General features: G+C 49.5%; 24 protein-coding genes. 15 read left to right on the plus strand and 9 right to left on the minus strand.

Annotation, left to right across the window (positions count from 1 at the left end):
• Positions 1-49: 49 nt before the first annotated feature.
• Both AYY17_RS06375 and AYY17_RS06380 read left to right on the plus strand, forming a co-directional pair.
• Positions 50-2,905: a valine--tRNA ligase gene (locus tag AYY17_RS06375; RefSeq protein WP_156656658.1), complete on the plus strand. Its 2,856-nt coding sequence runs from the start codon at positions 50-52 to the stop codon at positions 2,903-2,905.
• Between the two features lie 188 nt (positions 2,906-3,093).
• Positions 3,094-3,636 (plus strand): GNAT family N-acetyltransferase, encoded by a 543-nt coding sequence (locus AYY17_RS06380; RefSeq protein ID WP_067422325.1) that lies wholly within the window; start codon positions 3,094-3,096, stop codon positions 3,634-3,636.
• A 123-nt stretch (positions 3,637-3,759) separates the two neighbouring features.
• Here AYY17_RS06380 and rraB read toward each other — a convergent pair whose 3' ends face one another.
• A complete protein-coding gene (gene rraB / locus AYY17_RS06385) occupies positions 3,760-4,209 on the minus strand; it encodes a ribonuclease E inhibitor RraB (RefSeq protein ID WP_067407047.1) in 450 nt (149 codons plus the stop codon).
• 141 nt (positions 4,210-4,350) lie between these two features.
• Between rraB and argF the strand changes: the two genes are divergently transcribed.
• The 4 genes from argF (at position 4,351) to ridA (ending at position 7,543) form a co-directional block, all read left to right on the plus strand.
• Positions 4,351-5,364, plus strand: coding sequence for an ornithine carbamoyltransferase (gene argF / locus AYY17_RS06390; protein WP_067422410.1), 1,014 nt, complete (start codon positions 4,351-4,353; stop codon positions 5,362-5,364).
• A gap of 283 nt (positions 5,365-5,647) precedes the next feature.
• Entirely contained in the window at positions 5,648-6,583 is a 936-nt protein-coding gene (gene pyrB / locus AYY17_RS06395) for an aspartate carbamoyltransferase (protein ID WP_067422326.1), read from the plus strand.
• A gap of 10 nt (positions 6,584-6,593) precedes the next feature.
• The gene (pyrI, locus tag AYY17_RS06400; protein ID WP_067406865.1) at positions 6,594-7,058 is read left to right on the plus strand and encodes an aspartate carbamoyltransferase regulatory subunit; all 465 of its coding nucleotides are present in this window, start codon (positions 6,594-6,596) and stop codon (positions 7,056-7,058) included.
• A gap of 95 nt (positions 7,059-7,153) precedes the next feature.
• Positions 7,154-7,543, plus strand: a complete 390-nt coding sequence (gene ridA, locus AYY17_RS06405; RefSeq protein WP_067366111.1) for a 2-iminobutanoate/2-iminopropanoate deaminase — start codon at positions 7,154-7,156, stop codon at positions 7,541-7,543.
• 48 nt (positions 7,544-7,591) lie between these two features.
• Here ridA and AYY17_RS06410 read toward each other — a convergent pair whose 3' ends face one another.
• Positions 7,592-8,179 (minus strand): TetR/AcrR family transcriptional regulator, encoded by a 588-nt coding sequence (locus AYY17_RS06410; RefSeq protein ID WP_067422327.1) that lies wholly within the window; start codon positions 8,177-8,179, stop codon positions 7,592-7,594.
• A 205-nt stretch (positions 8,180-8,384) separates the two neighbouring features.
• On the opposite strand from AYY17_RS06410, the gene AYY17_RS06415 reads away from it, so the two are divergent.
• The 3 genes from AYY17_RS06415 to nrdG all read left to right on the plus strand — a co-directional run bounded on the left by AYY17_RS06415 (position 8,385) and on the right by nrdG (position 12,459).
• Complete coding sequence (locus AYY17_RS06415) at positions 8,385-9,584, plus strand: MFS transporter (protein WP_067422412.1); 1,200 nt, start codon at positions 8,385-8,387, stop codon at positions 9,582-9,584.
• 264 nt (positions 9,585-9,848) lie between these two features.
• The gene (gene nrdD, locus AYY17_RS06420) at positions 9,849-11,987 is read left to right on the plus strand and encodes an anaerobic ribonucleoside-triphosphate reductase (protein ID WP_067422328.1); all 2,139 of its coding nucleotides are present in this window, start codon (positions 9,849-9,851) and stop codon (positions 11,985-11,987) included.
• A 4-nt stretch (positions 11,988-11,991) separates the two neighbouring features.
• Complete coding sequence (gene nrdG / locus AYY17_RS06425; protein WP_067422329.1) at positions 11,992-12,459, plus strand: anaerobic ribonucleoside-triphosphate reductase-activating protein; 468 nt, start codon at positions 11,992-11,994, stop codon at positions 12,457-12,459.
• Here the strand turns inward: nrdG and AYY17_RS06430 are convergent.
• Both AYY17_RS06430 and AYY17_RS06435 read right to left on the minus strand, forming a co-directional pair.
• Positions 12,440-12,889: a YhbP family protein gene (locus AYY17_RS06430; RefSeq protein WP_067422414.1), complete on the minus strand. Its 450-nt coding sequence runs from the start codon at positions 12,887-12,889 to the stop codon at positions 12,440-12,442. The two genes, nrdG and AYY17_RS06430, sit on opposite strands and share 20 nt — an antisense overlap.
• Before the next feature lie 100 nt (positions 12,890-12,989).
• The gene (locus AYY17_RS06435) at positions 12,990-13,241 is read right to left on the minus strand and encodes a YdgH/BhsA/McbA-like domain containing protein (RefSeq protein ID WP_067422330.1); all 252 of its coding nucleotides are present in this window, start codon (positions 13,239-13,241) and stop codon (positions 12,990-12,992) included.
• A 299-nt stretch (positions 13,242-13,540) separates the two neighbouring features.
• Between AYY17_RS06435 and AYY17_RS06440 the strand changes: the two genes are divergently transcribed.
• Entirely contained in the window at positions 13,541-13,837 is a 297-nt protein-coding gene (locus AYY17_RS06440) for a GIY-YIG nuclease family protein (RefSeq protein WP_328585526.1), read from the plus strand.
• On the opposite strand, the gene AYY17_RS06445 is transcribed toward AYY17_RS06440, so the two are convergent.
• Both AYY17_RS06445 and ubiT read right to left on the minus strand, forming a co-directional pair.
• Positions 13,816-14,322: a GNAT family N-acetyltransferase gene (locus AYY17_RS06445; RefSeq protein ID WP_067406889.1), complete on the minus strand. Its 507-nt coding sequence runs from the start codon at positions 14,320-14,322 to the stop codon at positions 13,816-13,818. The two genes, AYY17_RS06440 and AYY17_RS06445, sit on opposite strands and share 22 nt — an antisense overlap.
• On the minus strand, positions 14,316-14,837 hold the full coding sequence (gene ubiT, locus AYY17_RS06450) for a ubiquinone anaerobic biosynthesis accessory factor UbiT (protein ID WP_067406892.1): 522 nt from the start codon (positions 14,835-14,837) through the stop codon (positions 14,316-14,318). Before ubiT ends, AYY17_RS06445 begins: the two co-directional genes overlap by 7 nt.
• A gap of 286 nt (positions 14,838-15,123) precedes the next feature.
• Here ubiT and ubiU point away from each other — a divergent pair, with 286 nt between their 5' ends.
• The 3 genes from ubiU (at position 15,124) to AYY17_RS22525 (ending at position 17,548) form a co-directional block, all read left to right on the plus strand.
• Entirely contained in the window at positions 15,124-16,119 is a 996-nt protein-coding gene (gene ubiU / locus AYY17_RS06455; RefSeq protein WP_067422334.1) for a ubiquinone anaerobic biosynthesis protein UbiU, read from the plus strand.
• A 14-nt stretch (positions 16,120-16,133) separates the two neighbouring features.
• A complete protein-coding gene (locus AYY17_RS06460; RefSeq protein WP_067422336.1) occupies positions 16,134-17,012 on the plus strand; it encodes a U32 family peptidase in 879 nt (292 codons plus the stop codon).
• A gap of 404 nt (positions 17,013-17,416) precedes the next feature.
• A complete protein-coding gene (locus tag AYY17_RS22525; RefSeq protein ID WP_268873004.1) occupies positions 17,417-17,548 on the plus strand; it encodes a hypothetical protein in 132 nt (43 codons plus the stop codon).
• Positions 17,549-17,686: 138 nt separating this feature from the next.
• On the opposite strand, the gene AYY17_RS06470 is transcribed toward AYY17_RS22525, so the two are convergent.
• From AYY17_RS06470 to AYY17_RS06480, 3 genes are read right to left on the minus strand one after another with little or no spacing between them, the layout of a single operon-like run.
• Positions 17,687-18,853: an ABC transporter permease gene (locus tag AYY17_RS06470; protein ID WP_067422340.1), complete on the minus strand. Its 1,167-nt coding sequence runs from the start codon at positions 18,851-18,853 to the stop codon at positions 17,687-17,689.
• Entirely contained in the window at positions 18,850-19,992 is a 1,143-nt protein-coding gene (locus AYY17_RS06475; protein WP_067422342.1) for an ABC transporter permease, read from the minus strand. The genes AYY17_RS06470 and AYY17_RS06475 overlap by 4 nt, the downstream gene beginning before the upstream one ends.
• A 10-nt stretch (positions 19,993-20,002) precedes the next feature.
• Positions 20,003-20,974: an HlyD family secretion protein gene (locus AYY17_RS06480; RefSeq protein ID WP_067422344.1), complete on the minus strand. Its 972-nt coding sequence runs from the start codon at positions 20,972-20,974 to the stop codon at positions 20,003-20,005.
• Between the two features lie 215 nt (positions 20,975-21,189).
• Between AYY17_RS06480 and AYY17_RS06485 the strand changes: the two genes are divergently transcribed.
• Both AYY17_RS06485 and btsR read left to right on the plus strand, forming a co-directional pair.
• On the plus strand, positions 21,190-22,899 hold the full coding sequence (locus tag AYY17_RS06485; protein ID WP_067422346.1) for a sensor histidine kinase: 1,710 nt from the start codon (positions 21,190-21,192) through the stop codon (positions 22,897-22,899).
• 18 nt (positions 22,900-22,917) lie between these two features.
• Positions 22,918-23,631 (plus strand): two-component system response regulator BtsR, encoded by a 714-nt coding sequence (gene btsR / locus AYY17_RS06490; protein WP_067422348.1) that lies wholly within the window; start codon positions 22,918-22,920, stop codon positions 23,629-23,631.
• Positions 23,632-23,652 lie beyond the last annotated feature (21 nt).

The following is a 23,652-nucleotide window of genomic DNA, read 5'->3' on the forward strand; positions in this document are numbered from 1 at the left end:
ATTAAAAATGGAAAAAACAACAGACAACCAACAGACCAACGAACCGTCTCTGGATAAAACCTATAATCCGACGGAAATCGAAGGGCCACTTTACGCGCACTGGGAAAAGAGCGGCTATTTCAAACCGAATGGTGATACAGACAAAGAAAGCTTCTGTATTGTTATTCCGCCGCCGAATGTCACCGGTAATCTGCACATGGGTCACGCGTTCCAGCAAACTATTATGGACACCATGATCCGCTACCAGCGCATGCAGGGTAAAAATACCCTCTGGCAGTCCGGGACTGACCACGCGGGTATCGCGACACAAATGGTTGTTGAGCGCAAGATCGCCGCAGAAGAGGGCAAAACCCGCCACGATTACGGCCGTGAAGGCTTTATTGATAAAATCTGGGAATGGAAAGCGGAATCCGGCGGTAATATCTCAAACCAGATGCGCCGTCTGGGTAACTCTGTGGACTGGGAACGCGAGCGTTTCACCATGGATGAAGGTCTGTCCCGTGCGGTAAAAGAAGCGTTTGTCCGCCTGTATAAAGATAATCTGATCTATCGCGGTAAGCGCCTGGTCAACTGGGATCCGAAACTGCACACCGCGATTTCTGATCTCGAAGTGGAAAACCGCGACGTCAAAGGCTCCATGTGGCATATCCGCTATCCGCTGGCTGATGGTGCAAAAACCGCTGATGGTAAAGATTACCTGGTTGTCGCCACCACCCGTCCGGAAACCATGCTCGGTGATACCGGTGTGGCTGTGAACCCGGAAGATCCGCGTTATAAAGATCTGATCGGCAAAGAAATCATTCTGCCGATCGTCAACCGCCGCATTCCGATCCTCGGCGACGAACACGCAGATATGGAAAAAGGCACCGGTTGTGTGAAAATCACCCCGGCGCATGACTTTAACGACTATGAAGTCGGTAAACGCCACCAGCTCACCATGATCAACATTATGGATTTCGACGGTAATATCCGTACTGAAGCCGAAGTGTTTGATACCAATGGTGAAGTATCAACCGCATGCAGCAGCGATATTCCGCAGGCTTACCGTGGCATGGAACGTTTTGCTGCCCGTAAAGCTATCGTAAAAGAATTTGAATCACTCGGCCTGCTCGAAGAGATCAAACCGCACGACCTGACTGTCCCTTACGGCGACCGTGGCGGCGTGGTTATCGAGCCGATGCTGACTGACCAGTGGTATGTGCGCACTGCCCCGCTGGCAAAAGAAGCGATTAAAGCAGTTGAAGACGGCGATATTCAGTTTGTGCCTAAGCAGTACGAAAACATGTACTTCTCCTGGATGCGCGATATTCAGGACTGGTGTATCTCCCGTCAGTTGTGGTGGGGTCACCGTATCCCTGCCTGGTATGATAACCAGGGCAATGTGTATGTCGGGCGTGATGAAGATGAAGTCCGCCGCGAAAATAATATCCCGGCGATGGTTGAACTGCGCCAGGATGAAGATGTGCTGGATACCTGGTTCTCCTCCGGTCTGTGGACATTCTCCACACTGGGCTGGCCGGATAACACGCCGGAACTGAAAACATTCCATCCGACCAATGTGCTGGTCAGTGGCTTTGACATCATTTTCTTCTGGATTGCCCGCATGATCATGATGACCATGCACTTCATCAAAGATGAAAACGGCAAACCGCAAATTCCGTTCAATACCATCTACATGACGGGTCTGATCCGTGATGATGAAGGTCAGAAAATGTCGAAATCGAAAGGAAACGTACTTGATCCTCTCGATATGATCGACGGTATTTCACTGCCGGAACTGCTGGAAAAACGTACCGGTAACATGATGCAGCCGCAGATGGCAGAGAAAATCGCCAAACGCACAGAAAAACAGTTCCCGGACGGAATTGAAGCTCACGGTACAGATGCCCTGCGCTTCACCCTGGCGGCACTGGCATCAACCGGGCGTGATATCAACTGGGACATGAAACGTCTGTCCGGCTACCGTAACTTCTGTAACAAGCTGTGGAACGCCAGCCGTTTCGTGCTGATGAATACAGAAGAACAGGATTGTGGTCAGAACGGCGGTGAGATGGAATTCTCCCTGGCCGACCGCTGGATCCTCGCGGAATATAACAATACCGTGAAAGCCTACCGCGAAGCACTGGATACTTTCCGTTTCGACCTGGCATCCAACATTCTGTATGAATTCACCTGGAACCAGTTCTGTGACTGGTATCTGGAACTGTCCAAACCGGCTGTTCACAAAGGAACGGACGCACAGAAACGTGCAGCGCGCCATACACTGATCACGGTTCTGGAATCACTGCTGCGCCTGGCGCACCCGATTATTCCGTTTATCACTGAAACTATCTGGCAGCGTGTGAAAGTCGTGAAAGGCATTGCAGGCGATACCATCATGCTGCAACCGTTCCCTGAATTCGATGCGGCTCAGGTTGATGAAGCTGCTCTGCGTGACCTGGAATGGATCAAAGACACTATCATTGCTGTCCGTAATATTCGTGCAGAAATGAATATTGCCCCGGGCAAGCCGCTGGAAGTAATGCTGCGTGGTGCAAGTGCTGATGCACAGCGCCGTGTGGCCGAAAACAGTAACTTCCTTAAAGCAATGGCGCGTCTGGATTCCATCCGTATTACTGAAGACGGTGAAACGGTTCCGGTTTGTGTGACCAAGCTGGTGGAAGGTGCTGAAATCCTGATCCCGATGGCTGATCTTATCAATAAAGAGGACGAATTAGCGCGTCTGGATAAAGAGCAGGAAAAAACGGAGAAGGAAATCGCGGCTATCGAAGGCAAACTGGCGAACGAAGGCTTTGTCAGCCGTGCGCCGGAAGCGGTGGTTGCCAAGGAGCGCGAGCGCCTGGCAGCAAACTATGAAGCCAAAGAAAAACTGATTGCTCAGAAAGCCACAATTGCCGCACTGTGATCCTGTCTGAATGACCTGAAAACCAGCCTCCGGGCTGGTTTTTTTTATCCCGTATTTCGCCTGTTTACTTTGCGTGATAATTATTTATTATCATATTTATCGTTTCATACGATATCCACAGTAATCGCCCCTCAGGTTTGTCCCCCGGCTTTACTTTTCACAATAAAAATAATGAGATAATGATATCCATGACAAGCAGCACAACAGAAAACTACACTCTCCGTTTGATCCGCCCGGAAGATAACCCCGGTATCGCACAAGTGATCCGCGCAGTTTCCGCAGAGCACGGACTGACAGCCGACAAAGGCTTTGCTGTCGCAGACCCGATTTTAGATACCCTGTACGAGGTATACCACCGGCCGCGTGCCGCTTACTGGGTCATTGACGTAAACGGTGAAATTCTCGGCGGCGGCGGTGTTTCCGCGCTCACCGGGGGTGACGGAAAAACAGCTGAGTTACAAAAGATGTATATTTCTGCCCGCCTGCGCGGAAAAGGGCTGGCGAAAAAAATTGTCTTACAGGCGCTGGAATTTGCCAAAGCAGAAGGTTACAGCCAGTGTTATCTGGAAACGACCGGCGACCTTCAGGCGGCCATTAAATTGTATGAAAAACTCGGATTTAACTTTCTCGATGCCCCGCTGGGTAATACCGGCCACGGCGACTGTGAAGTCCGCATGCTGAAAGTGCTTACAGATTGTAAGCCAGACCGGGTCAGTACCTCTGCCCGATAAACGCGGGATAACAGCACAAATTCACGTCGTGAACGAAACCAGCCACCACCGGCGCTTTCTGCTGTTCCTGATGAACAGATACAAAAAAACCTGCCACGGCAGGTTTTTCAGGGGAACGGATAATCAATGCAATGGTGTTTCGCCATGACGTTCGTCATCGCCTTCATCATCACCTTCGTCATATTCTTCACCGTCTTCGTCTTCACCATCAGGATCTTCGAAATACGTGCCCCAGCCGTCGTAATCCACGTCCATCTTTTCAGCCAGACGGGCGAGCTGCTCAACCTGAGCATCAATATGTTCTGCTTTCAGGCCGCACTCACTGATAATGTCGCAGCATAATACAACCTGACCGCCTTCCACTTCCAGCTCTTCAGCATCAGTCACTTCATAGCCCAGTTTAAAGGCTTCAACTGCCGCTTTTTCTAATTTGTCGTAATCTTCGCTCGAAAAATGGTGCTCAACAGTATACTGCGCATCAGGATCGCTGCCGTCCTCTAATAACTCAGTAATAATTGCACGGGTTTCTTCGCGCTGTTCTTCTAAAAACGCATCTAATTCTGACATGGCCATGCCCTCTGATAAGTGATACCCGCGCATTTTCCCACAGCAGGCGTCATTGAGCCACCCATAAAAAAAAAAGAATTTCAGTCCGGTGTTGCAATTGAATTTTTATTGATTTATGTTGAATATAAATTCATCGGAGGAATTACTATGAACCCTTTTTATCAACAATCCTTTCTGCGGTTACTTGACTATAAACCCGCCGATATTGAAAAACTGCTCAATCTTTCTGCTTATCTGAAAAAGGCGAAAAAATCCGGTACTGAAAAGCCGCTGATGACAGGTAAAAATATTGCGCTGATTTTCGAGAAGGACTCCACCCGCACCCGCTGTGCCTTTGAAGTGGGCGCTTACGATCAGGGTGCGCGGGTAACTTACCTCGGTTCATCCGGCAGTCAGATGGGCCATAAAGAATCCATTAAAGACACTGCCCGCGTGCTGGGACGGATGTATGACGGTATTCAGTTTCGCGGATATTCACAGAAAGCGGTTGAAGAGCTGGCAAAATATTCCGGTGTTCCGGTCTGGAACGGACTGACAGATGAGTTTCATCCGACACAACTGCTCGCCGACCTGCTGACTATTCAGGAGCATGTGAAAAAACCGCTGTCCGAGGTGAAATTTGCATATTTAGGCGATTCCCGTAATAACATGGGAAATACCATTGCAGAGATGGCAGCACTGACCGGGATGGATGTCCGGCTTGTCGCACCACAAAGTTGCTGGCCGTCTGCATCACTGATTGAAGAGTGCCGTAAAGCCGCAGAACAAACCGGCGGTAAAATTACGCTGACGGAAGATGTCGCCGAAGGCGTAAAAGATGCCGATGTACTGTATACCGATGTCTGGGTTTCAATGGGCGAGGCGAAAGAGGTCTGGGCGGAGCGCATCAAACTGCTGACACCGTATCAGGTGAATCAGGATGTGATTACTAAAACACAGAATCCGGATGTGATTTTCCTGCATTGCCTGCCTGCATTCCATGATACCGACACCACCATCGGACTGGCGCTTGCAAAAGAATATGGTTTTACCAATGGTATTGAAGTCACCAATGATGTGTTTGAGTCAAAACACAGTGTGGTATTTGATCAGGCCGAAAACCGGCTGCATTCGATTAAAGCTATTATGGTGGCATCTCTTTCAAAAGAAATAGAATTTTAATTATATCGGGATAATCGCAGGTATTTTGCGTAAAAAAAAGTGATGCAAACGCTTGCGCAGAATAACAGGTTGCGTATAATCCCCCGCAATTTTGTCGGAAGGGGAAAATGTACAGCGTGACTATTTACACCGCTTACATCGCACAGTCGGTGCCGCACAACGCGGCATATCACAGACAGCCACAACGTGGCGCAGTCTGCGTTCCTCCCGTATTTTTTTTGAAAACCCCTCATTGAGGGGTTTTTTTTTTGCCTGGCCGAACACGAACATGAGGATACCCCCAATGGCGAATCCGTTATACCTGCGCGATATTATCTCGATTAATGACCTTAACCGCGATGAACTGGAACTGGTATTAAACACAGCCGCACTGCTGAAACAGCGCCCTCGGCCGGAATTACTGAAGCATAAAGTAATTGCCAGCTGCTTCTTCGAGGCCTCGACGCGTACCCGGCTCTCTTTTGAAACGGCTATCCACCGCCTCGGCGCGTCGGTAGTCGGTTTCTCAGACAGCAGCAACACCTCACTGGGCAAAAAAGGGGAAACGCTGGCAGATACCATGAGTGTTATCAGTCAGTATGCTGATGCCATCGTGATGCGCCACCCGCAGGAAGGTGCGGCGCGCCTGGTGTCTGAATTTTCAGGTACTGTGCCGGTTATCAATGCCGGGGACGGGGCAAACCAGCACCCGACACAGACACTGCTTGATCTCTTTACCATTCAGGAAACCCAGGGACGCCTGGAAAACCTGCACATCGCGATGGTCGGGGATCTGAAATACGGGCGCACAGTGCATTCACTGGCACAGGCGCTGTCGAAATTCAGCGGCAACCATCTGCATTTTATTGCACCAAAGGCGCTGGCGATGCCGGATCATATCCTGCACATGCTGGATGAAAAAGGTGTGGCGTACAGCGAACATAATGCTATCGATGATGTGCTGCCGCAGTTGGATATTCTGTACATGACCCGCGTACAGAAAGAGCGTCTTGACCCGTCAGAATACGCCAATGTCAAAGCACAGTTTGTACTGCGCGCGGCGGATCTGGTGAATGTGAAGCCAAACCTGAAAGTGCTGCACCCGCTGCCGCGCATCGATGAGATCTCTCCGGATGTGGATAAAACGCCTTACGCGTACTACTTCCCGCAGGCCGGTAACGGGATTTTTGCCCGTCAGGCGCTGTTATCTCTGGTGTTAAACGAAACCTTCCCGGCTTAAGGAGCACATCATGACTCAGGATCATAAATTACTGGTTGAAGCCATCAAATGCGGTACTGTTATCGACCACATCCCGGCACATGTCGGGTTTAAACTGCTCTCCTTTTTCCGCCTGACGGAAACAGACAGCCGCATTACCATCGGGCTGAATCTGCCGTCCGGTAATATGGGCCGTAAGGATTTGATTAAGCTGGAAGATACCTTTCTGACACCGGAGCAGGCAAACCAGCTCGGGTTTTATGCACCGAAAGCCACAATTAATATTATTGAAGATTATCAGGTGGTTAAAAAACTGCCAATTAATCTGCCTGAACGGATAACCGGGGTGATTGTCTGCCCGAACGGGAACTGCATCAGTCACAATGAGCCGGTAGAAAGTAGCTTTACTGTTAAGTCCATTGCGCAGGAAATTGTGTTAACCTGTAAGTATTGTGAGAAAGAATTTGATCACCACGCCATCATTAATAACGGATAAGATAGATCCAGGTCAGTTGCCCGGAGATTTCAGACGATTATAATGATCGCGTTTTTAAAAGCTTAACAGCAATAATAATCCTACAGGAGTCCGTAATGACTAAAGTAATCGCAACAGAAAACGCACCAGCAGCAATCGGCCCATATGTACAGGCTGTAGACCTGGGTAACATGGTTATGACTTCAGGTCAGATCCCGGTTGACCCTAAAACAGGTCTGGTTGCAGATGACGTTACTGCTCAGGCCCGCCAATCTCTGGAAAACATCAAGGCAATCATCGAGAAAGCAGGCCTGAAAGTTGCTGATATCGTGAAAACAACTGTTTTCGTTAAAGATCTGAATGACTTCACTACTGTGAACGCAGCATACGAAGCCTTCTTCAAAGAGAACAATGCAGCGCACTTCCCTGCTCGTTCTTGCGTTGAAGTTGCCCGTCTGCCAAAAGATGTGAAATTAGAAATCGAAGCAATCGCAGTCCGTAAATAATTACTGCGCTTCAGTTGATAAAAACCGGCGGAAGCCGGTTTTTTTGTATCACACCCGCAGATTCTCCAGTAACTGCTCAAATGAAACCCGCACATTTTTATACGTGATATCCGGTTCATCGCTGTGGACTATCCACATTGCGCATTCATATAACCCGCCATTAATAAACAGCGCCAGTACCTGCGGTGAAACCTGCTTTATTAAACCTTTTTCCATCAGATGAGTAAGCCGCCGGGTAATTCCCTGCACACACGCCAGTTCATTAGATTTAAGAATTGAATAATCCAGCACAGATGCCGCATCACGAAACATAATACGCTGCACTTCCGGCTCCAGACTCATTGCCAGATAACCCTGACAGCGCGCCTTGAATGCCTGCCATTCATCTGTTGCTTCTTTTTCTGCCATATCCAGGCGCGCATCCAGTTCCTGATCCAGACTCTGCAATACCGCCAGGAATAGTCCCCGTTTGTCTCCGAAATGATGATAAAGCGCCCCGCGGGTAAGACCCGCCTGTGCGGTCAGGTCATCCATCACTGTCGCAGCATAACCTGCCGTACCAAACTGCCGGCGGGCAGCAGTAATCAGTTTTGTCCTGGTCTCTTCTATCATCTCTGCGCGTGGTTTATGAACCATCTTGTCACTCCGGGGGTTAACACATTTCATCTGCTCACTATATCACTTTTTAATTGACATACATCGCGTATATCAATAGATTCACATACGCAATGTATGTTAATTACCTATCCATTGAATCCTGTTACCTCCGGTGACGGCGGCAGTGACAAAATATATTTATCCCCCTGACGGCGAAAAAGGGCGGATATTCTGTGAGGTTGTTATGTTTAGTTCCTATCGCGTCATCTTTCAGCATCCCGGCTCCCGGGCTTTCTCCGGTGCGGGTTTCATCGCACGGATGACCGTCGCCATGATGGGGATCGGGATCATTACGATGATTGCGCAGCTGCGTGACTCTTTCTTTATGGCAGGGATCACCGCCGCTGTTTATACCTTTTCTGCTGCTTTCTGTGCACCGATGATAGCCCGCCTGGTAGATCGCTACGGACAAAGCCGCATTCTGCCAAAAAGTATTATCATCAGTGTGCTCGGTACCACCGCACTATTGTTATGTACGGTTTATGACGCGCCGGACTGGGCTATCTGGCTTTCCGCTGTATTTGTCGGGGCTATCCCGAGCATGCCGGCCATGATCCGCGCCCGCTGGACGCACATCTATAAAGGCGATCCGCGTCTGCAAACCGCGTATTCTTTTGAGTCCGTACTGGATGAAATCAGCTTTATTATCGGCCCGCCGCTTTCCGTCACACTGAGTATTGCGCTCTTCCCGCAGGCAGGTCCGCTGGTTGCGATTATTTTTCTGGTCGTCGGCACACTCCTGGTGGTCAGCCAGAAACGCACCGAGCCGCCGGTACATAAGCGGGACGGACTGGCAAAAGGCACCGTACTGCGCCTGCCGGCGATTCAGTTGCTGATGCTGGCACTGCTCGCGCTCGGTGTGATTGTCGGAACAGTCGATGTGCTGGCGGTGGCATTCGCCAATGCGCAGGGATATCCGGAAGGTGCCAGTTATGTATTATCGGTTTACGCCGCCGGTTCCTGTATTGCCGGGTTTATCTTCGGCGCAGTCCGCCTGCCCTTCAGTTATACAAAACAATTTGTTTTCACCGCCGCGGCAACACTGTTAACCACTCTGCCGCTGCTGCTGGTCACTGATCTTACCGGGTTGGGGCTGACGATGTTTGTCGCCGGTTTCTTCTTTTCGCCAACCATGATCCTGGCTATCGGATTTGTCGAACGGGAAGCGCCGCCTAACATGCTGACAGAAGGCTTCACCTGGCTTATCACCGGGCTGGCTGTCGGGGTTGCTCTCGGCTCTGCCGGTGTCGGGATGATCATTGATACCTATGGTATCGATACCGGTTTCTTACTTGCTATCGGTGCCGGTGTCTGTGTCCTGCTCATTGCTGTTGCCGGTTATGTTTTCGTCTTCAAAAATGATAAAAATACCAGCGATAAGTAACAAAAATAACTTTTAGCATAATCTTTGTCACCAGACCGCACATTTTTACACTTCACCGGAGTGTGCGGTTTCTCTGATGTCACCGAAATTCTTTGACACAGGTCAATTTTAAACGCCTTATTCCGGAGGAAATCTATATCTAGTGCTATATAATACAAAGCACACAAGATATAGTATTTATTCACAGTGTTATCCACACCCCCCGAAAGTGGCATTATTGCTGGCTTTTGCCTGTGGATAACCAAATTTCCGGAGAGAAGCAAAGTGCACACTATCGTGATTAAGCGTGATGGATGTCAGGTCAATTTTGATGAATCACGCATCCGGGATGCCATTAAAAAAGCAGCTGAAGCCGCGCAAATTAATGATAATGACTACTGCTCTCAGGTTGCTTCTCATGTCACTTCATTAATGAAAAACCGGGAAAATGTTGATATCCGTGAAATCCAGGACGCGGTTGAAAACCAGTTAATGTCCGGTGATTACAAAGAGTTAGCACGAACCTATATCGAATACCGTCATGATCGTGATGTCGAGCGTGAGCTGCGTGGCCGCCTGAATAATGAGATCCGCGGGCTGGTCGAGCAAAGTGATATGTCCATTCTCAATGAGAATGCTAATAAAGACAGCAAGGTTATTCCGACACAGCGCGACCTGCTGGCGGGCATTGTGGCTAAACACTATGCAAAACAGCATATTTTACCGCGTGATGTTGTTATTTCACATGAACGTGGTGAAATTCACTATCACGATCTGGATTACGCGCCATTCTTTCCGATGTTTAACTGTATGCTGATCGATTTGAAAGGCATGCTGACTCATGGCTTTAAAATGGGTAATGCCGAGATAGAGCAACCTAAGTCCATCTCTACCGCGACTGCGGTAACAGCACAAATTATCGCGCAGGTTGCCAGCCATATTTACGGCGGCACCACCATTAACCGGATAGATGAAATTCTGGCGCCGTTTGTCGCCGCCAGCTACAACAAGCATCTGAAAACCGCTGAAGAATGGCAAATTCCGGATGCGAAAGGTTATGCCGATGCCCGCACCGAAAAAGAGTGCTATGACGCATTCCAGTCACTGGAATATGAAGTCAACACCCTGCACACCGCCAACGGACAAACCCCGTTTGTCACCTTTGGTTTCGGGCTGGGAACCTCTGAAGAATCGCGGATGATCCAACAGGCAATTTTGCGTAACCGCATTGCCGGGCTGGGTAAAAATCATAAAACAGCGGTCTTCCCGAAACTGGTGTTTGCCATTAAAAAAGGGCTGAATCATCAGTACGGTGATCCGAATTATGACATCAAACGCCTCGCATTAGAGTGTGCCAGCAAACGCATGTATCCGGATATTCTGAACTACGACCAGGTCGTAAAAGTCACCGGATCGTTTAAAACGCCGATGGGCTGCCGCAGTTTCCTCGGCGTATACGAAGAGAACGGCGAGCAAATTCATGACGGGCGTAATAACCTCGGCGTTATCAGCCTGAACCTGCCGCGTATTGCGATTGAAGCACACGCTGACGAAGAGCAGTTCTGGACGCTGCTGGATGAACGCCTGGCTATCGCCAAAAAAGCGCTGATGACCCGCATTGCCCGGCTGGAAAATGTCAAAGCCCGTGTCGCGCCGATCCTATATATGGAAGGCGCCTGCGGCGTGCGGCTGAAAGCAGATGACTCCGTAACGGAGATCTTTAAAAACGGTCGCGCATCCATTTCCCTGGGTTATATCGGCATCAACGAAACCATTAATGCGCTGGCGGGTACCGATACCCATATGTATGACGATGAACAGCAGCGCGCGCTGGGTGTGGCGATTATTGAACGTTTACGCCGTGCAACAGATGAATGGAAAGCGGAAACCGGCTACGCCTTCAGCCTGTACAGCACACCAAGTGAGAATCTGTGCGACCGCTTCTGCCGTCTGGATACCGCCGAGTTCGGTGTGATCCCGGGCGTGACAGACAAAGGCTATTACACCAACAGCTTCCATCTGGATGTTGAGAAAAAAGTGAATCCGTACGACAAACTGGATTTCGAAGCTCCGTATCCGCCACTGGCGAACGGTGGTTTTATCTGTTACGGCGAATACCCGAATCTTCAGCATAACCTGAAAGCCCTGGAAGATGTCTGGGACTACAGTTATGACCGCGTTCCGTATTATGGCACCAACACACCGATTGATGAGTGTTATGAATGCGGCTTTAACGGGGAATTTAACTGTACCAGCAAAGGATTTGTCTGCCCGAAATGCGGCAACCATGATGCCGCCCGCGTGTCTGTGATCCGCCGTGTATGCGGTTATCTGGGCAGCCCGGATGCACGTCCGTTCAATGCCGGGAAGCAGGAAGAAGTAAAACGCCGCGTGAAACATCTGTCAAACGGGCAGCTAGGCTGAGTATATGAATTATCATCAGTACTATCCCGTTGATGTCGTCAACGGGCCGGGTACACGCTGTACATTGTTTGTTTCAGGCTGCGTGCATCAGTGCCGCGGCTGCTATAACCAGAGCACCTGGCGCACCGATTCCGGTGCGCTTTATACACCGGAACTGGAAGCGCAGATTATCGCCGACCTCTGTGATGAACGGATTAAGCGTCAGGGAATTACACTGTCAGGCGGTGATCCGCTGCATCCGCAGAATATCCCGGTGATTTTGGCACTGGTGCAGCGCATCCGCCGGGAATGCCCGCCGGAGAAAGATATCTGGATGTGGACCGGCTATAAGCTGGATGAGCTGAATGATGCTCAGAGGGAAGTCATTGAGCACATCAATGTATTAGTCGACGGGAAATTTGTGCAGGCGCTGCATGACCCGATGATTATCTGGCGCGGCAGTTCAAATCAGGTTATTCACTATCTGCGCTGATCCGCGACCAGTGCAGTTTCTTACCAAAACCCAGTGTGTTATTAACCATTTTTATCTCATCGAGCCGCAGACCCCAGACCGGGGTCTTTGCTGCAATGGCAACCGGGAACCGCCGGCAATATTGTGCCCGCGCCTGTTTTGCGGCCTCATCTGACAGAGCAATCACTTCACCACGAAATTGTATCCCGCGAATTTTTGCGACCGTGACTGTCTGCGCAGAAACGGTGCCCGCGACCTGCGGGTTCTGCTGCATCATGGTGCCGTGTTGTGTATGGGGTTCAGTGAGGAAATACAGCAGCATGGCGTCGGTATCAGCCACATAGAAGCAACTCGCGCACCAAAGCTCACTATCCGCCGTGGTACATAATGTAAAAACATGATTTTTCTTCAGATAGCGCCGGATCTCTGATAAATCGTGCTGCCCGTCCATATTGATCCCCAAATAAAACCACACCGGGTGATAGTATATCATCCGGTGCTGGTTCAGACAGTCCCGGATATCCGGGCTGTTTTATGGCAGATTTCAGTAATTATTTATAAATTTCCGCAGTACCACCCATCAGGTTTTCACCACCAGCGGAGATAATACGGAAGGATGCCGCACCTGATTCATCAGCTTTTTTGGATAAGGCGGCAGTCACATCAGCCAGGGTGTCAATATTGCTGACAGATACCACACCAGCCGGTGCCTGAGTACTGATTTGTACTTCAGTCGCAGCCATTGAACCAAATGAAACAGCACTTAACGCTAAAACAGCAGGGATGATTGCAGACATTTTCATAATATAGTTCCTTAGATTTTTAATAATATTGTGAGACGTTTTTGGTCTCTCTCTGTGATGTGAGTCATACTATGCGCTTCCTGCAGAAAAGAAAATTAGCTATTTTTGCCATAGTTATTCAAAATAATTGATGATAATAAAATTAATTAATCACCGGAAAGAATTACTCTGTAGAATATCATTGATTAATTAGTTACTTGCGTGACTATAACCCGGCTAAAATCAACAAAATATTCGCCTTTCATATAAACATTAAAACGCACGATTAAACAAAAATGACCAGTAATCCAGATATAAAAATGTGGTTTCTTTACATAATCAGGACAGAATCCGGCTCGCTTTATACCGGGATCACCCGGGATGTCGCAAAACGGTTCGCCACACATCAGTCCGGGAAAGGGGCTAAATACCTGCGGGGAAAAACGGGTCTGGAGGTGGTTTATCAGGCAGCACTGGCTGATCGCGCCTGTGCGTCAAAGGAAGAGTACAGAGTTAAGCAACTGACTAAAAAGAAAAAAGAAAGGCTGGTCACTGACCAGCCTTCTGATTTAACCGCATATCTTAACGGCGGTGATTATTCACAACTGTCAAAGTGATCTGAGTAATTGACTAAGCCATGGTAATTATCGGTGGCATCGTTATCCAGCGGATGAATGAGAAAGTATGCCTCACAGTCCGGCCATTTACAGTGCAAATCAAATTCTGCTGCCGGTTTAAAGCCCCATTTGCTGTACATTGCCGGGTCACCAAGCACCACAACCGCGCCATAACCAAACTCATTGAGGCTGTCCAGCCCTTCGTAAACGAGCTGGCGGGCAATGCCCTGAGCGCGGTACTCTTCTGCCACGGCAAGCGGAGCAAGCCCCACCCACTGACAATCCTCACCTTCCACATCAACCGGGGTAAACCCGGCATAGCCGATTACCTGCCCGTTATCATCGGTTGCCACCACGCCTAAAGTCAGCAGTGCATCCTCACGCAGGGTATGCAGCAGATCAGCTTCATTATCACGACCAAACGCCGTGCGCAGCAATGCATCAATACCGGCGGCATCAACCGGGATCTCTGTGCGGATCAACATGACGGCACCGCGGTGTGTGATTGCGCGGCCTCCGCTTCCATACCCGCCTGAATAAATTCAGCCAGTTGCATTAATGCACTGCGCAGCAACGCAGGCATGGCATCAAGATCAATCGAGTCCATCAGATTCTTAACATACAGCCCCAGCTCAGTATCACCTTCAATACGCAGGCGGCGCTGGAAAAACAAGGTATCCGGGTCTTCTTTACGGGCGGCAATCAGGACCAAATCATTGGCATTACCACTAAAGCTGACATCTTCCTGTTCATCCGCACTGACCACCAGCCGGCCATTCTGATTACTGATAAACCAGCACAGCGCCATATCGCGGACTTCCACTTTCAGCCACTTGTCTTCCAGAAAATCGAGATCACCTTCTGTCATCGCCTCTTCAAACTGACGCGCCAGAACTTGCTGAAGAACCTGTTTTTGCAGGGTAAACGGCGTTAATTTCAGCGGAAACCGCAATAACGCAGGCCCGTTTTGCACGAGCGAGGAACGAATTTTGGCAAACACCGTACTGACTCCTTAATCTGAATTCCTGCGTCATTGTGCCAGAAGATTGCGTAATAACTCAGGCTTCCGGTCAAATTTTCGCATTATTCACTCATTATATACTCTAAATAATTTCGGATACATACAGGCAGGCGGGCGGAGCTGCAGAGAACATTCTGCCTTTATACACAAAAACGATATTATTTTTTGCGACAAATTGTTCACTAACCTGCCTCAGGTCAATACCTTTTTTAGCCTGCCATTTACAATTTCCGATCATTTTATTATTCAGTCTGAGAGTCTCACCATGGAACTGTTGTGTCCCGCCGGTAACTTACCCGCACTGAAAGCCGCCGTCGACAACGGCGCAGATGCGGTTTATATCGGTTTAAAAGATGATACCAATGCCCGTCATTTCGCCGGTCTGAATTTTACTGAAAAAAAACTCGAACAGGCGGTGGAGTATGTTCACCGTCATCAGCGCCATCTGCATATTGCGATTAATACCTTTGCACATCCGGATGGATTCAGCCGCTGGCAGCGTGCCGTGGATATGGCAGCCGATTTGGGTGCCGATGCGCTGATCCTTGCAGATATTGCCATGCTCGAATATGCCGCAGAGCGCTATCCGCATATTGAGCGTCATGTCTCCGTTCAGGCGTCTGCCACGAATACCGAAGCTATCCGCTTCTATCAGCGTAACTTTGCCGTACACCGCATTGTGCTGCCGCGTGTGCTCTCCATTCAACAGGTCAAACAACTTGCCCGCACCAGTCCGGTGCCGCTGGAAGTCTTTGCTTTCGGCAGCCTCTGCATTATGGCGGAAGGCCGCTGTTATCTCTCCTCCTACCTGACCGGCGAATCGCCGAATACCGTCGGTGCCTGTTCACCGGCACGATTTGTCCGCTGGCAGGAAACGCCGCAGGGGCTGGAATCCCGCCTCAATGATGTGTTGATTGACCGCTACGGTGCTGATGAAAATGCCGGTTATCCGACGCTGTGCAAAGGCCGCTACTGTGTGGACAGCAAGCCTTATCATGCCCTTGAGGAGCCAACCAGTCTGAATACCCTGGAATTACTGCCGGAGCTGATGGCGGCAAATATTGCTTCCGTGAAAATTGAGGGTCGTCAGCGCAGCCCGGCGTATGTTACTGATGTGGCAAAAGTCTGGCGCCAGGCGATAGATCGCTGTAAAGCCGATCCGGAAAATTATGCTCCGGATGACGCCTGGATGCAGACACTGGGCAGTATGTCTGAAGGGCGTCAGACCACACTCGGCGCTTATCACCGCAAATGGCAGTAACGGGGAGAAAAACAATGCAATTTTCATTAGGTTCAGTCCTCTATTACTGGCCGAACGCAACACTGGAACAGTTCTATCAGCAGGCGGTGCAAAGCAGTGCCGATATTATCTATCTCGGGGAAACCGTGTGCAGCAAGCGCCGGGAAATGAAACCGGATAACTGGATAGATCTCGCCAAAACAATAGCGAAAAGCGGCAAACAAGTGGTTATCTCCACCCTGGCCATGTTACAGGCGCCTTCCGAACTGAAAGAGATAACCAAACTGGTGGATAACGGCGAATTTATGCTGGAAGCCCATGATTTTGGTGTGATTAATATGCTGCATGAGCGCGGACTGCCTTTTGTGGCAGGACACGGGCTGAACTGTTATAACGCGCCCGCGCTGAAAATCCTGCAAAAACAAGGCATGATGCGCTGGTGTATGCCGGTTGAGCTATCCCGCGACTGGCTGGTTAATTTGCTGAAGCAATGCGAAGAGCTGGGGATCCGCGACAAATTTGAAGTGGAAGTGATGAGCTACGGGCATCTGCCGCTGGCCTATTCCGCCCGCTGCTTTACAGCTCGTTCAGAAAACCGCGGCAAAGATGAATGTGAAACCTGCTGTATTAAGTACCCGCAGGGGCGCAAAGTACTCTCACAGGAAAATCAGCAGGTCTTTGTGCTCAACGGCACACAAACCCAGAGCGGCTACTGTTATAACCTCGGTAACGATCTGCGTTCAATGCAGGGATTGGTGGATATTGTACGCATCTCCCCTGATGCTCCGGAAGATTTATCGGTTATCGATGCTTTCCGCCGCAACCGGGACGGTACACAGCCACTGGATCTGACACAGGCAAAAGACTGTAACGGTTACTGGCGCAATATTGCAGGTCTTGAATTGGTGGAGTGATATCGCATTCATCCCGTAATGACAGTGAAGAACACATTATTCACTGTCATTTTCATTTCCCGAACCGGTCATTAAACCGCTGATAACTGACCCTTCTTGTCATCCTTGAATTACAATGGGGACAAAGATGTTCTTTTTTACCCTCTATCGTCCATGTATGATATTTCTTTTTAAAACCTTGTCCGCATACATCGCAGCGCCTTGGTTTAAAAATCGTATTAATAACAGCGAGAAAGATAATAATACCAATCACCCATTCCATGAATCTGCCCCTGAAATACCTGAAACTGAAAATTTAACTTTAATAAAAAAAAATAATGTATTAAAGTGTTCTGTGTACCAATAATACTTAAATTATATTTAAGTTACATACCCAGCATCATTCAAGATACAGGAGCTTTATAATGGGAATCAAACCAGGACCAAAACCTGTTGCTGATACAACAGGAAAAGAAGATAAAAGACAGCGTGTTACCCCTGAAAATAAAGGAAAACACCCTGGTCTTAAACCACATGAACATAAGAAAGGCGATTAATATCTGCCTGTCATTGATTAAACCATCAATGGATAATGTTTATTATTATAAATAAATCATAAAGTTAAAATTTATTTATAAAAAAGGGCGAACCCTTATCGTTTCGCCCGTTTGTTTATTACTTTTACCTGCTTTATATCATACTGATTTCTTATGCTTTCGCCGGAACATCCGCCGCAACACCTGAGTTATATGCCGCAGCTCGCCGTCGCGTAGCATGCCGATAAACACGCCGATCACTGTATAAATAATCCCCAGCACCAGCATCATAATAATATCGCCCTGCACACTGCTGAACGGCAGATCAAGCTGGTTAATCCCCGCAATAGCTTTTGTCGCCCAGGTGGACGGCAGCGCCGAGGCAATAAAACGTACCCATTCCGGCATCGCCTGTAACGGCCAGATAGTCCCGGACATGTAAAACACCGGCGTGGTGACAAACGCCAGTGTCAGGTAAATCATCTCCACGCTGCGCAGACATTCTGTCACCAGTTTTCCCAGCCCGAGAACGGCCAGCAGGAACGGGAACGTCAGCAGCCACAATTCATACATCGGCGCTTCCTGCCGGTAGCCCAGCACCCACGGCCAGAGCGCAAAGAAGACCGTCGAGAGAAACAGCCATATCGGCAGCAGCGCGCTCAGAGCGCCGAGATAGACCGCCAGCGGAGGTTTCCCTTTCGGTGTGCCGCGCACCGCGATACTGACCCGCACACAGGCAATCAGCAGGGAGTGCTGCAATAACATCACCAGCAAACCCGGAAAAACAATCGCTGCAAAACTGACGCCCGGGTTATACATCGCCACTGTCTCTGCCTGAATAGGCGAGATAATCAGTGCTGCCTGCTCCGGGCTGTATCCGGCATTCTGTAAAATCCGCGTATTGTAACCCGCCAGCAATTCCTGATACGCCTTACCCAACTCCTGTTGGATCTGCCCGCTGGCAAGGCGGTTTGTCGCATCCCCGAAAACCGGTACTGTAATATTTTTACCCTGAAGGACATTCTTTTCGAAATCAGCCGGAATGATAATAATGGCGAATAGCTCACGCATTATCATATCCTGACGCGCAGTATTGAGATTATCGTAACTGTGTAATTCTACTTTTGCGGTTGCATCAAGATTACGGATAAGCGAACGGCTGGCAGCAGAGTGATCCTGGTCTATTACAGCAACCGGCAAATCCCACAGTACCGGGCGGACATACACCAGGCTCATCACACAGAGTGATACCACCAGCAGCATCCACATGGGTTTTGCCAACATTCCGAGCAGGACTTTCACGAAGGTCTGAAAATAGAGTTTCACGCCGCACCTCCCTGCAATGCCAGCCGTTTCGGCAGCCGGTTACGGACAAAAAACGCATTCACCACCGGATAAATCAGTAATACCGAGCAGACATACAAAATATGCGCAAATGATACTTCGCGCAGAAAGATATCAAACATCGCATTAAGGGCATGGGTCAGCGGCTCAAGATTAGAAATAATCCGTGCCGGTAAAATCATCGACAGCTCAGGCACCGCCATCCCGGAAAACGCCATCGCGATACTCACCAGCATCCCGATCATACTGTAAGCCATAATCGCATTGCTGGTGAAGGTATACAGCAGCAGCCCGACACTCTGTGCCGCCATCACATAAAAGAAACCGATAAGTAACATATACAGTGGGTTACCTGCCATTTTCGCACCGGAAAATGTCACCAGAGCGGCGAGTTCAATCATCAGGAGGGTGGTGAAGAAAAAAGTATAAGGTGCCAGTTTTCCGAGCACGCCGCTGAACAGCGGTTTAATGGATAACAGCATGGTTCCGCGTGACATACTGTAGATAGTGAGGGTGACCACAAATAATTGCAGCATGTGGATAGTCGCCGCAAACTGCTGATAATAAATGTAACTGCCGCTGGCATTAAACAGACTGTCATAAGTCATTGTCACCTGCGCCAGCCTTGGTACCGTTTTTCCCATCTCAGTGGCAAGTGTGGCGCGGTACTGTGCATTCAGTTCTGCAATCAGCCCGCTGAAATCCTGGATAGCATAGCTGCCGGAGGCATAAAACAGCGCGTTGTAATACATCCTGACTGTCGGTTGTTTTCCTGATAACACATCACTTTCAAAGCGTGAAGGGATCATCAGCATGGCGTAATCTTCCGCGCTGCCTATCCGCTCCAGTGCGACAGACGGATCATCGTGCGATGTGACACTGGCATGAGAGCCCGCATTCAGATTACGCACCAGCGTGCGGGACAACGGACTGTGATCGTAATCAACAGACGAAACCGGCAGGTTCAGCAATGTACCTTCCGAAAAGTTGGCACTGATAAGCGTAAACAGAATCAGCGGAAACAGCCAGCTCAGCCAGTGAAAAACGGGGCTGCGGACAGCCTGGCGTGTTTCTTGTGAAAAGGCGCTGCGAAAGCCGCGCCAGATTGACGGGAATCTCATCACAGCAACCTTATTTATCCCAACGCCATAATGCGCTCATTCCCGGTCTTAACCCGTCAACCGGCTCCGCCGGATACAGGCGTACCTCAAAGGTTTTCAGGTCAAAATCCCCGGTGGCACGGGTGGCGCGCTTAGTGGCGTAATCCCCCATCGGCGCGATATAGCGGATTTCAGCTTCAATTTCCTGATTATTCAGGGCAGGAACCGTCAGCGTGATTTTGTCGCCTTTCTTCACATTTGCCAGGATATCTTCGCGCAGGTTATAAACAAAATAGGCTTCCGGAAGACGGATAATCGTCACCAGCGGGCTGCCGGCGTTAAATAATTCACCAATTTCTGCCGGTATCGGGCCAATTTCTCCGGTCACCGGGGCTGTCACGGTTAATTCATCCTGCTGTACTTTCAGTTCAGTCAGCTTTTGTTCTGCCTGACGCAGTGCAGCTTCATAGCGCTGGCGCTGCTCGCTCCGGTCACCATTTTTTGCCTGATCAAGCTGCGCTTTCGCTGCCAGCACACGCTGCTGTGCCACATCACGCACACGGCGTGATTGGTCCAGCTCGGTTTTTGAGACATATCCCTTGCCGGACATACTGCTCATGCGCTGAAAATCCCGCTGTGCATTTGCCAGCTCAGCCTGAGCCTGTGCCAGTTGTGCAGCATAGTTACGGACACTTTCTTCACGGGTGCCGTTCAGCGATTCGGTTAACTGTGCCTGTGCCTGATCACGCGCTGCGACCAGCGATGCAATTTGAGCATCAAGCTCCGGGCTGACCAGCCGGATCAGTGTCTGCCCTTGTTTCACATCATCACCACGTTCAATCAGCCGGTCAATTACACGCCCTTTGGCTTTAGAGGCAACAATCACTTCAGGTGCATCAACTTCTCCCTGCAATAAAAGATACTGGTTATGCGCACGGAAAAGTGCAGCCATCGCAATCAGTACCAGCATCAGAAGGATCAGGAAAATGGTTCTTTTTTTCATTATTAATTTCGACCTTAATTATCACGCTGGAAACTATAAGACGGGGAACGCATCAGTATTACTGACTTTTCGATAAACCGTTAAGATATTTGTGCGCCGGATCACAACATATAAGCAATAATATTAACCTTAGCCCTCAGCTGTACAACTACTTTTGATATAAAATCTCAGTTAGTTACAAATAATCTTTCCCGGACGAGCAATCTGACAGCGAAATGTATGATCCTAATCTGATTTTCCTGCTACTCCAGCAGATGTGTGTGTATCTGGTCATTGCCTGGGTACTCAGTAAAACGCCCCTGGTGCTGCCTGTATTGCAGGTAACCGTCCGCCTGCCGCATAAACTGATGTGCTATCTGATTTTTTCCGTTTTCTGTGTCATGGGCACCTATTTCGGGCTGAATATCAATGACTCAATCGCCAATACCCGGGCCATCGGATCTGTGCTCGGCGGGCTTCTGGGTGGCCCGTCAGTCGGGCTGTTAGTCGGGTTTACCGGTGGACTGCACCGTTATTCTCTCGGCGGAATGACCGCGTTCAGCTGTATGATTTCCACCATTGTGGAGGGGCTGATTGGCGGGCTGGTTCACCGCTACTATATGAAGCGCGGGCAAATTAATAAATTATTTAATCCCTGGACTGCCGCGGGTGTCACCTTTGTCGCCGAGCTGGCGCAGATGGCCATTATTCTGTTACTCGCCCGCCCGTTTAATGAGGCACTGAACCTGGTAAAAGATATCGCCGCGCCGATGATTATCGCCAATACCATTGGTGCCGCCATGTTTATCCGTATTCTCCTGGACAGGCGTGCTATCTTTGAAAAATACACCAGTGCGTTTTCCGCCCAGGCACTGAAACTGGCGATCAGCACTGATGGCGTGCTGCGCCAGGGGTTTAATGAAACCAACAGCCGCCAGGTGGCACAGGTTCTGTATGACGAACTGAATGTTGCCGCCGTGGCAATCACAGACAGAGAAAAACTGCTGACATTCATTGGTGTCGGTGATGATCACCATCTGCCGGGCACGCCTATTGCTTCTCCCTACTCCCGCCGGGCTATTATCAACAATGAAGTTGTTTATGCCGATGGTAATGAAACACCTTATTGCTGCTCGATTAATCCGCATTGTAAACTCGGATCCACCTTGGTTATCCCGCTTACAGGGGAGAACAATCAGGTGGTCGGCACCATTAAGCTGTATGAAGTTAAAAACCGTCTGTTCAGCTCCATTAACCGGACGCTGGGAGAAGGGATAGCCAGCCTGTTATCAGCACAAATTCTGGCCGGGCAGTTTGAACGGAGTAAGCAATCTCTACTGGAAACAGAGGTAAAACTGCTGCACGCGCAGGTGAATCCGCATTTCCTGTTCAATGCCCTGAATACGCTTCAGGCGGTGATCCGCAGAGATGCCGGACAAGCCGGAAACCTGGTTCAGAATCTCTCGACATTCTTCCGTAAAAATTTAAAACGTCCGGGAGAAATTGCGACACTGGCTGCCGAGATTGAGCATGTGAATGCTTACTTACAAATAGAGAAAGCCCGCTTCCGCGAGCAGTTATGTGTGGAGATAGCCATCCCCGATACATTGAAACACACCAGACTGCCGGTCTTTTCTTTGCAGCCTATCGTCGAAAATGCAATAAAACACGGCACGTCACAGATATTTGAGCAGGGAAAAATTACCCTGGCAGCACACACAGAAGATAATCTTCTTATCGTCAGTATCACTGACAACGCCGGGCTGTATTGTCCGGACGGAATAAGCGACGGACTGGGAATGGGTCTGGTCGATAAACGCATCAAAGTCCGCTATGGTAAGCAATACGGTCTTAGTGTTCACTGTGTGCCCGAAGTACAAACAACGATTACGCTGACCTTACCTCTCGATTCATCGGCAGGTACCACTGTGCCGCCTGATAACTAAAAAAATGATAATGACACAATGAATGTTTTAATTGTTGATGATGAACCGCTGGCCCGTGAAAACCTGCGCTTATTGCTTGATGCGCACCCTGACATCCATATTTTGGGTGAATGTACCAATGCCATTGATGCGATAGGTAAAATCCATCGTCTGAAACCGGATGTGGTATTTCTGGATATTCAGATGCCGCGCGTTACCGGGCTGGAAATGGTGGGCATGCTTGATCCCGGCCACCGCCCGGCGATTGTCTTCCTGACCGCCTTTGAAGAGTATGCATTACAGGCGTTTGAGGAAGATGCATTTGATTATCTGCTCAAACCGGTGGAAAAAGAGCGTCTGGATAAAACCCTGAACCGGCTGCGCCAGGGACAAATCCGTCCGGCAGAATTACCGGGGCAGATGGAGCAACTGCGCTATATTCCGTGCAGCGGGCACAACCGTATCTGGCTGATGCCGGTTGAAGATGTGGTGTATGTTAATTCGCGTATCAGTGGTGTGTTTGTGATGAGCTCACAAGGCCAGGAAGGCTTTACCGAACTGACGCTGCGCACCCTTGAAACCCGTACACCGCTGCTGCGCTGCCACCGGCAGTATCTGGTTAATCTGACCCGGCTGCGGGAAATTCTGCTGGGCGATAACAGTCTGGCAGAGCTGATTTTGAGTAACGGTGAAACTATCCCGGTCAGCCGCCGCTATCTCAAGCCGCTGAAAGAAGCACTGGGGCTGGTTTAGTATTGACTTGTCCTGATATAT

The organism is Morganella psychrotolerans, from assembly GCF_001676055.1.
GTDB classification, from domain to species: Bacteria; Pseudomonadota; Gammaproteobacteria; order Enterobacterales; family Enterobacteriaceae; genus Morganella; species Morganella psychrotolerans_B.